The sequence below is a fragment of the Nocardia higoensis NBRC 100133 genome, from assembly GCF_000308595.1.
Taxonomy (GTDB): Bacteria; Actinomycetota; Actinomycetes; order Mycobacteriales; family Mycobacteriaceae; genus Nocardia; species Nocardia higoensis.
In genome coordinates this window covers 51,828-62,498 of the sequence record NZ_BAGA01000025.1, presented here as the reverse complement: position 1 = coordinate 62,498, position 10,671 = coordinate 51,828, and the positions used below count along the sequence as shown (strand labels likewise).

4 protein-coding genes are annotated in these 10,671 nt (G+C 70.1%); 2 read left to right on the top strand and 2 right to left on the bottom strand.

Annotation, left to right across the window (positions count from 1 at the left end):
- A partial coding sequence (locus ON26_RS03580) for a WXG100-like domain-containing protein (protein WP_040794508.1) occupies positions 1-584 on the bottom strand: 584 nt, incomplete at its 3' end.
- A gap of 28 nt (positions 585-612) precedes the next feature.
- The gene (locus tag ON26_RS03575) at positions 613-924 is read right to left on the bottom strand and encodes a hypothetical protein (protein ID WP_040794507.1); all 312 of its coding nucleotides are present in this window, start codon (positions 922-924) and stop codon (positions 613-615) included.
- A gap of 234 nt (positions 925-1,158) precedes the next feature.
- Between ON26_RS03575 and dtd the strand changes: the two genes are divergently transcribed.
- Both dtd and ON26_RS03565 read left to right on the top strand, forming a co-directional pair.
- Complete coding sequence (dtd, locus tag ON26_RS03570; protein ID WP_040794506.1) at positions 1,159-1,590, top strand: D-aminoacyl-tRNA deacylase; 432 nt, start codon at positions 1,159-1,161, stop codon at positions 1,588-1,590.
- Between the two features lie 117 nt (positions 1,591-1,707).
- A complete protein-coding gene (locus ON26_RS03565; protein ID WP_157171772.1) occupies positions 1,708-10,635 on the top strand; it encodes a toxin glutamine deamidase domain-containing protein in 8,928 nt (2,975 codons plus the stop codon).
- The last annotated feature ends 36 nt before the right edge of the window (positions 10,636-10,671 follow it).

Here is a 10,671-nt window from a genome sequence, read left to right as displayed (position 1 = left end):
TGATAACCCTGGACGCCTGCCTCCTGGAAGGTGCCGATCATGGTGTCCAGCGCCAGGTGCCGGACGACGAAGGTGGCCACCTTCTGCCCGACCAGCTTGGCGACCTGCTGGATGATCCGATTCATCAACCGCTGGGCCAGAATCCGGATGCCTACCCGGGTGAGCCCGATCGCCGTCGCCTGCACCGCGGGCGCGGTCGGCGGGAACGCCCATGCCGCCGCGATCTCGATGGCCAGCAGAGCCAGCGACGAGATCATCATCAGCTGGGCGTATTCCATCTCGGTGCCGACCGCGTCGGCCGATTCGGCCATGCCGTCGAAGTACTTCGCCAGCGCTTCGAGCGACTGGTCGCCGCTGCGCAGATCGTCGAAGACCTCGGTCATCTTCTCGATGCCCTCGCCCTGCGGGTAGGCGGCGATCGAAGCGGCCTTCGCGGCGTCGATGTCGTCGAGGATGGCGCGCAGTCCCTCGGCCGCGGTGCGCCAGTCGTCGGCGATCCCCCACATGCCCTCGGGTTCGCCGGCCGGCCAGTCCGAGCCGGCGACCCATTCCAGCCAGCGCAGATACCCGGGTAACTCCGCCATCAGCGGCTACGCGATCCGTGCCGGTCGATCAGTCGAACTGACCCTCATTGCCCGTTTCCAGGTCACGCCACTGCCGGGCCGTGTCGTACTGCGTCGTGCTGAACCTGTCGAAGGAACCGGCGATCGCGGCCGCGCTGGTCTCGAGGTTCTTCTTGGACGCCAGGTAGCCGTCGGGGCCGTCGGCGAACTGCGACCCGATCGTGTCCCGGCCCCACGGCTCGCCACGACCGGCCAGCGAGGAGGCGAGGGTGCTCATCACCGTATTGATGGCGTCGCGCACGCCGCCGGTCTCACCCGCCGCCGTGTCCAGCAGATGGGGGTAGTTCTCGACAGTGCTCATGAACTCGCTCCTAGGACCGCGTGCTGCGAACGGCCGCCACCTGTTGCCTCCACGATTGCGTCCATCGACGGTGCCAGCGCCGGACGACGAACAAGTGGCGCCGACATGAACGGTCGGTGCCCGCTCGCCGACGACGACCCGAATCCTGCCCTCCCGCAACGGCCCGGCGCCGTCGGTCGTCGCGCAGCGCGGTCACCGCGAGGGAACCCGTCGGTCGCGTGCGAGGATCGGACGATGCGTGTATTGCTGCAGCGCGTCACCTCCGCCCAGGTCACCGTCGACGGTGCGGTCGTCGGCCGGATCGAGCCGGACCCGCACGGCCTGGTCGCCCTGGTCGGCGTCACCCACGGCGACGACCTCGCGACGGTGCGGGCGCTGGCGGACAAGACCTGGCGGTTGCGCATCCTCGACGGTGAGCGCTCGGCGGCCGATGTTTCCGCACCGATCCTGGTGATCAGTCAGTTCACCCTCTACGCCGACACCGCGAAGGGCCGCAGACCGTCGTGGTCGGCCGCTGCGCCCCGTCCCGTCGCCGAGCCGTTGGTCGATGCCTTCGCCGAGGAACTGCGCGGCCTCGGCGCCACCGTCGCCACCGGGCGGTTCGGCGCGCACATGAGTGTCGAGCTCACCAACGACGGCCCGGTGACCGTGCTGCTCGAGGCATGACGCGAATTCGCCTGCCCGACACCGGTGATTCATTCCGCTGAGCTGTAATCGCGGCGTCCGACCGGGTTCCGAGGAGGTTGTCGTGCGTTCTCGGGCCAGGATCCCGGAAGCGGCGCCGTGAGCATCGACCTTCCCCCGGAATTGCATTGGCTGGGCTGGATTGCGGGCGCCCCGTGGCCCAAGGGCGACGAGGACACGGCGTGGGCGGTAGCCGACGCCTGGCGGGACGCCGCCACCGAACTCGAGGCCATGATCGTCGGCATCGAGACGGCCAGGCGGGCGACCATGCAGGCCTATCTCTCCGGCGCCGCCCGCGAGCAGATGGGCACCCGATTCGACCAATTGCTCGCCGGCGAGCAATCCGTCGAATCGCTGGTGGCGAACATGCGCGAGACCGGTGACTCCGCCTTCGACATCGGCACCGAGATCCAAGCGCTGAAGCTCACCGTGGTCGTCACCCTCGCCTGGCTCGCCGTGGAAATCGCTCTGGCGTGGCTGTTTCCGCCCACCGCGCCCGCCGTCGAGGCCGCCGCTGTCGGCACCACCCGCGCCGTGCTCTCGGCCGCCTCCCAGGCCACCCAGAAGGCCATCGCCAATCTGGCCCTGCGGCTGGGCGCACCGGCCGCCAAGAAGTACCTGTGGAAAGGCATCAGGATCGCGCCGACCGCCAAGGGCTGGGGCGTCATCGTCACCACCACGGTCAAAGGCGCGGCGGTGCCGGCGATCATCGACGGATCGATCCAACTGGGTCAGATGGCCGACGGCAAGCGCGACGAGTTCAACGGCAAGCAGTTCGGCCTGCAGATACTCGGTGGCGCGGCGGGCGCCGTCCCGGCCCGCGCGATCGGCAAGTACTTGGACCGGGGCCTCGGCAACGGCTTCGGACGCAACCCGAACTTCGGCAAGCACTTCGACAACAACTGGGGCAGGCCGTTGCGCGCGGGCTTCGTCGGCTCGATGTCCGACGGCGTCGGCGGTCTGGTCGGCACCATCGCCGCCGGCGTCGTCACCGGCGACATGGCGGGCGCGTTGGAAGCCGAAGGCATCGTCGGCGGCTTCGTCCAGGGCGGCCTCAACGGTGGATTCGGACGCGGTCTGCGGAGCAATTTCGGTGGCGCGAACAGCGGTTTCGGCAGCGCGGGCGCCCACGGGGCGGGGTTCGGCGGGGACGCCGGCGGGTGGCTGCCCGGCGGGGGTGTCACCACCGGGGCGACGCCCGCGCCCACCGACTCCGGCCGTTCTCATTCCGCCACCTCGCCGGCCCCCGAGGCCTCACCGGCATCGGAATCGGCAGCAGCAGTGGACCCCGAGGCGGTGACGACCGAGACACCGCCTCCCGGACCCCGGCCGAACTCCACCACGGTCGACACCCGGTCGGCCATGCCTGCGGCATCGACATCGAATTCCGCCGGCACCCCGCCGGTCTCACCGATATCGACCACTTTCGACGCCGCGCCGATCACACCGGTCGCGTCGACCTCGAGCCACTTCGACAGCCCGCCTGTTTCACCGATCTCCAGCACCTTCGGCCCCACATCGACAGCACCGGCCGCAGCGACCCCGGGCGGCGCTTCCGTCTCCGAAACCTCGCCAACCACCGGCATTTCCACTGCGTCCGGCACCTCGACAGCCACCAGACCGGGGCCGCACAGCGCTCTGCCCGCGAGCCCGGACCCCACACCCGCCGCGTCACCCGAATCCGGTCGGCCCGCGCACGCCCCGCTGACGCCCGCCGCTGATCCGCCGACCACCGAACGCGCCCCCGAATCGCCCGTCGCCTCGCCACATGCGACGGCCGACGACCCTTCTGCGACACCGAAAGCCGCTCCGACAACCGGGACGGACGCCGCGCCCCAGCCCACTCCCGCTGCCCAGCCCACCACGGCCGATGGGACCACGACAGCGATATCCGGCCCCGCATCCGATCGGACAGCAATGCCCGAGTCGTCGGCAGAATCCACTCCGCCGGCATCGACGACCTCCGTCGCCACCCCCATGAGCACGCCGCCCGCACCCACAACGCACGCACCCACAACGGCTGAATCCACGGTCACCTCAACAGCACCCCCGGCACCCACAGCCACCACCGGACCCGTCTCGCCCACAGTCACCTCCGGCCCTGCCTCGGCCACAGTCACCTCCGGCCCCACCTCGGCCACAGCCACCTCCGGCCCCACCTCAACCACAGCCACCTCCGGCTCCGCCTCACCCACAGCCCTCGCCGGCACCACCGCGCCCACAGCCACCTCTGGCCCCGCCTCACCCACAGCCTCCACGAGGGCACCCGCCTCGACCGCCGTTGCCCAGGGCAATGCGGCCACTCCGTCGTCCACCGGACGCGCGGACGTCTCGACCTCCGCCGCCGACCGGACGACCAACGCGGGACCGAACGCCCGTACCGGCGGCGACGCGCCCGCCGCGGCCAGGCCCCGGTCCGCCGGTACCCATGCCGACCCGGCGGGCGGATCACCGGCCCGCCCGCTGACATCGGCCCCTCGGTTCCCCATGTCGTTCACCACCCAGAAGGGCAGCGCGGCCTTCGACTGGCGGCCACCGGCGCAATCGGACGTCGTGGACGGCAGCTCCCCCGACCGGACGGTCAGCGCCGACGGCGACACCCGGACGGTATCCGGGCCGTCGGGCACGGATCGTCAGGTACCTCTGTGGGAGGCTGCCATGCTGATCCCGCCGACGAGGCGCGTGCTCGTCGGAGCGTCCCCGGCTGCCTCGACGCCGAGCCGCGGCACGAGCTCGGATCCGGACTCCGATTCCAGCCCGGCGTCCTCCTCGGAGGGCTCGGATACCTCCGGTCCCTTGTTCGAGCTGACACAGCCGAGCTATCCCCCCGCGGTACTCGCCGACCCGGCGGACTACCGGCTGTACGGGCCGAACTTCCTCGCCGGCATCGAGAACGCCTCCTACCAGCGGGATCTGGAGGCCGCACTCAGCGACGGCCAGGGCGGGTTCCGACGCTACGTCGACCCGCGCACCGTGCCACCGGGCGGCGACAAGCCGATCGCCGAACTCGTCAACGGCCCCGGCATCCAGGCACCGGGCCGCAACACCAACTGTTTCGACGCCAGCCTGTCGGCCCTGTCGACCTTCCTCGGCAAACCCTTGGTCGCCGCACCGGCCTACAACCCGTATTTCGGACTGGACGGCCCGACCGAGGATGTCCATCAGACCCGCGCGGAGCGATGGCTCGGCGCCGCGGAGATGTCCTTGCGTCCCCGCGGGCCTGCGACGAAGGCACAGGAGTACAGCACCGTCTACGAATACGCCAGGTCCCTCGGCGAGGGCTCGGCCCTGCTGGTTCTCCATGACTGGGCAGCGGTGGATCCCGCGACAGGTGCGTGGCTGATCGACGATTCGGGTCAGCCGGTATCGGCGGGCGGGCACGCCAACGTCATCGTCTTCCCCGAAGGCGCCGACGCCCCACTCTGGTGGGACCCGCAGAGCGGTACCGTCAGCAGCTCGTACTCGCCGGACGAGATCGACAGGACCGTGTCCATCAGTTTCCTGCCGATCCCGCCCGGCCGGGAGATCGGCGACGGATTCTTCGGACTCGACCCCGACAACCCGCGCATCGCCGCCGAACCGTCCGTTCCGGTGCCGACCGAGGCGATCACTCTGCCGCATCCCAGCGGCAGCCGCACCTTCGGCCCCGGCCACCTCGCACCACTGGAGAACCCCGCATACCAACAGCGCCTCGAACAAGCGCTCGACGACGGCAACGGCGGCTACCTCCGCTACGCCGACCCACGCAGCAACGAATACGGCCGCCTCGTCAACGGCGACGGCCACACCGTACGCGGCCGCAACAACAACCCCATCGACGCCACCATCGCCGCGATCTCCTCCTTCCACGGCGTCCCCCAGGTAGCCATGCCCCGCTACCCCGACATCATCGACGGCCACCTCCTCACCACCGGAGAAACCGACGGCCTCGCACGCATCGACACCTGGGTGGGCCGCGAATCCTCGAACTTCGTATTCGAACACGACAGTCTGACCATCGCCGAACAGATCTGGTCGGTACACGAATTCGTCCGCGATCTCGGACCGGGATCCGCGGCGATCGCCGCCGTGCACAACGGGGTGATCGACCCGGCGACCGGGAACCCGACCGTCGACGAGAACGGGAATCCGGTGCAGGGGTCCACCACTCTCCTCGCCGTCGTCTTCCCCGTCGGCGAGGGCATCGACGGTCCGGTGTGGTGGTCACCGGCTCGCGCCATGGTCACCGAAACTCCCACCCAGGTACTCGGCACCGCCATCGGCATCGAGTTCTGGCCGATCCCGGCGGGCAGTTCGGTCGCCGACGGTCCCGTGGTCACGCCGCGTCCATCGGCCCGACCGGCCACTCATGTGCCCGGCAGCCATCCGCCGGCTTCCGCGGCGGACACAGCGGCGCAGAGCGGACCGCCGAAGCGTTCCGCCTCTCCCGCCGACGACGGTCCGGCCAAGCGAGCTCGTCTCGATTCCCCCGAGGATCTCGATGTCTCCTCGACACCCAGCTCGCCGGCGCCGCTCGCACCGTCGCTGGACCCCCTGCCGACGAAAGCGCATCCGGTCCCCGCAGATCGCGAACTGCCGCCGCTGTCGAGGACCCGCCCGCTCGGTCCGGGCGACTACGCGCCCGTCGAGAACCCCCGGCACCAGAGACAACTCGAACAGTTCCTCTCCGACGGCAACGGCGGTTTCCTCCGTCATGTCGACCCGACCAGCACAGACGACAACGGTGTCGTCGACTACGCCGATCTCATCAATCCCGACCGCGACAGCCACCCAGGACGAGCCACCAACCAGCTCGAAACCACGCTCGCCGGCCTGGCCACCTACCTCGGCGCCCCCACGGTCGCCGCACCCCGCTACCCCACCATCACCGCCGACGGCAGCGCATTCCACTACCCCACCGAACCCACCGGCCGGAGCGTGCAGCGCATCACCGACTGGCTCGGTGTCGATTGGCACAGCTATCGCGGCGTGCCCGTGGCGGATCAATACCGGAACTTGTTCGCCGCAGTCGAGGACATGGGAGAAGGGTCGGCGGCGCTCATCGTCAGCATCCATCCCCGCCTCGACGCCACCGGAGCCCCGCTACACGATCCCGGCACCGGTCGCCCGGTCCGCTACGCCAAGTACTCGCTGGCCCTCTACCCGCCCGACAGGTACCACACCATCTGGTGGAGCCCGCACGACAATCGCGTGTCCGACGAAGGGCCACCACCCGATATCGTCGCCGACACAGAGGGTTTCAACTTCATCCCCATTCCGTCCGACTGGACCGTGTCCGTGGATCCCGCCCTGGACGGGCAGTCCCCGAAGCCGGGTACCTCCACCACAGCCACGCGTCTGGGTCCCCCCGTAGCCGTGTCCTCCACCGGACATCCGAAAATCTCGGCTTCCCCCGTCGCCGACCGCGCAACCGACAGCGCCCCGGGCGCCCGCGACACCGGCCCGGCGGCCCCGGAGCCGAGAACGAGCCGGCGACCGCCGCTGTCGGGAGCTCCGATGCTGCGCCCGCCGGCGAGCAGCGCCCCCGTCGACGCCTCGACGGCCGACGCATCGGCCTCCCCCGCTACCAGCCCGGATCGGGATTCCGAGCCGGGATCGACGCCGGACCGCTCGGATACACCCGAAACGCCCGAGGTCACGCTCACACCGGTGATCCCGCTGACCGATCCGCCGATGCGCCTCATCGATCCCTCGACTCTGCGCGCGTTCGGGCCGAACTTCCTCGCCGGCGTCGAGAACGCCTCCTACCAGCGGGATCTGGAGGCCGCACTCAGCGACGGCCAGGGCGGGTTCCGACGCTACGTCGACCCGCGCACCGTGCCACCGGGCGGCGACAAGCCGATCGCCGAACTCGTCAACGGCCCCGGCATCCAGGCACCGGGCCGCAACACCAACTGTTTCGACGCCAGCCTGTCGGCCCTGTCGACCTTCCTCGGCAAACCCTTGGTCGCCGCACCGGCCTACAACTCGCATTTCGGGCTGGAAGGTCCCGCCGGGGACACGCTGCTGAACCGGGCGACCGTCTGGCTCGGAGTCGAGGAGCCGTCCTACTTCCACGACGGGCACGCGACGATGGCACAGGAATACGACGCCATCTACCGGCATGTCGCCTCGCTCGGTCCGGGCTCGGCGGCGTATGTGCAGTACCGCTGGGCGGCAATCGATCCCGAGACGGGCGCGAAGATCATCGACCCGGACGGGCTGCCGAGGATGGCGGGCGGGCACGCCAACGTCATCGTCTTCCCCGAAGGCGCCGACGCCCCACTCTGGTGGGACCCGCAAACGGGTGAGGTGCGCACTTCGCCCGCACAGGCCGATATCGACAAGACCGCGTTCATCAGATTCATCCCCATCCCGCCCGGCCGGGAAGTCGGCGACGATTTCTTCGGACTCGACCCCGACAACCCGCGCATCGCCGCCGAACCGTCGGATGCCGTATCGACCGAGGCGATCGCCCTGACACATCCCAGCGGCAGCCGCACCTTCGGCCCCGGCCACCTCGCACCACTGGAGAACCCCGCATACCAACAGCGCCTCGAACAAGCGCTCGACGACGGCAACGGCGGCTACCTCCGCTACGCCGACCCACGCAGCAACGAATACGGCCGCCTCGTCAACGGCGACGGCCACACCGTACGCGGCCGCAACAACAACCCCATCGACGCCACCATCGCCGCGATCTCCTCCTTCCACGGCGTCCCCCAGGTAGCCATGCCCCGCTACCCCGACATCATCGACGGCCACCTCCTCACCACCGGAGAAACCGACGGCCTCGCACGCATCGACACCTGGGTGGGCCGCGAATCCTCGAACTTCGTGTTCGAACGGAACGGTCTGACCATCGCCGAACAGTTCTGGTCGGTACACGACTACATCCGCGATCTCGGGCCCGGATCGGCCGCGATCGTGGTCTTCGACAGAGGAATCGTCGACCCGGCGACCGGCTCGCTGGTGGTCGACGAGGACGGCGATCCGGTGACCGGCTCCACCAGCATCCTCGCCGTCGTCTATCCGGTGGCCGAGGGCGTCGACGGGCCGGTGTGGTGGGACGCGACCCATGCCACGATCACCGCGACACCCGCGCAATTGCTCGACTCGGCGATCGGTATCGAGTTCTGGCCGATCCCGGCGGGCAGTTCGGTCGCCGACGGCCCCGTGGTCGCGCCTCGTCCGGCGCCGCCCGTCGCCGACCGACCGGACACGCCATCGGAACCGGCGGACCGGCCGTCCAAACGTTCCGCCGATTCCCCCGACGACGCCGGTCCGGCCAAGCGCACCAGGACCGATACGGCGGCGGCCGACGCGTCGGCAGGACCGAGCAACGCACCAGCCCCGGCCGCGGCACCCGGCGCGCAGCAGCAGCAGATGGCGCCCGCCCTCGATCCCCCGCCGGTGGTCCCCATCTCGCTTCCCGCCGACAGGGAACTTCCACCGCTGTCCACGGTCCGCCCACTCGGCCCGGGGCATTTCGCGCCCCTGGAGAACCCCCGGTTCCAGCGGGACATCGAGAAGGCGCTCGCCGACGGCAGCGGCGGATTCGCCCGCCATGCCGACCCGTGGGCCCATACCGGCGCGGCCGAGCACGCCTACGCCGATTACCTGAATCCCGGCCGCGACACCATCGCCGGCCGAGCAGGCAATACCGTCGACACCACCCTCGCGGGCTTGTCGTCCTATCTCGGCCGGCCCACCGTCGCCGCACCGCGCTTTCCCGGCATCAGCGCCGACGGCAGCGCATTCGCTTACCGGCCGGAGAGTTTCCCGGAGGGATACCAGCGGATCAGCACCTGGCTGGACACGCCGTGGCTCAGCTACGCCGGACCGGAGACCACGATCGGCGAGCAGTACGACTCCGTCACCACCGCCGTGGAGAACATGGGTGAGGGGGCTGCCGCCGTCATCGTCAGCATCCACAGTGTCGGCGACGGCGATCCGTCGCAGAATCCGCGAGGCGAAGTCCGGTACTCGCTGATCCTGTTCCCCGAAGGTGGCGACGGGCTCGTGTGGTGGAGCCCCCACGAGGATCGGCTGGCCTACGACGGCCCCCCGGACGAGATCGTCGACAGCACCACGGATCTGCGATTCATCCCGATCCCGCCGGGATGGACCGTCGCGGCCGACCCCGCCCCCGCGGACAACGCCGGGCACATCCCACCGGACGCCCCCACCGGCAACCCGAGACGCGAACATCCGACGCCACCGACCGAAGGAGGAACTCGTGACCGCTCCCCTGGAGACCAGCGATCAGGTCAGGCAGTACATCGAGGAGGTCCTGCCGACCGAGCGGACCTTCCACATCGGCCGGATGCCGGTGGGAGCCTGGCTGCTCCAGCCGCTCACGACACCACAGGAGCGGGACAGCGGAGCGGCGATCGGCCTGACCACTCTGGTGGTGATCCCGGACAGCGGCGTGGTCCTCGAGTACCCGAGTTGGCCGGGGAACAAGGTGATGGACGACTACACGAGGTCGGTGCGGGAGGGCACGCCGCCCCGCGCCCGACAGATCCATCCGCCCCAGCACCGGATAGACCTGCAACTGATCCGCGAGAACCCGGACCGGATCGAGTACCGGATGATCGCGACATCCCCGCTGCATCCGACGATCGAGTACGCGGTGGAGATCCGGAAGCAGCCGCTGAGCTACACCCCGGTGAACACCGACGTGACGATGGCCGTGGCGTGGGCCCACTGGAAACAGGAGCAGGACGGAGGGACCTGGCCGAGCACGGGGACGACCTGGTACTGACCCCCGAGGACGCTCCCGCAGCCTCCTCGCCCGCAACCCCGCCGGTCTTCCGGCATGTTCCCGGCACGCCACGACCGCAGCGCTGGTGGCCGTCCGACGACCGGTCGCAGGCGCCCGGCTACCGGGCCCCGGTCGACACGGGACATTCCTGGCTGCCCGGCGAACAGGCGCCGACCACGGGCTCCCCGCGGGACGACGATCAACAGGGTGACCAGCACGGGCCTGACGAGCGGCCGGGCGACCGAGCGCCTGATGTCGACGTGCCCTTCACCCTGCGCTGAGCCCATCGCACGCGCCGGAACATCCGGCGGCGCACG

Excerpts from the sequence above, each read along its gene's own strand:
- ON26_RS03575 (WP_040794507.1), bottom strand. The coding sequence starts at position 924 with ATGAGCACTGTCGAGAACTACCCCCATCTGCTGGACACGGCGGCGGGT.
- dtd (WP_040794506.1), top strand. The coding sequence starts at position 1,159 with ATGCGTGTATTGCTGCAGCGCGTCACCTCCGCCCAGGTCACCGTCGAC.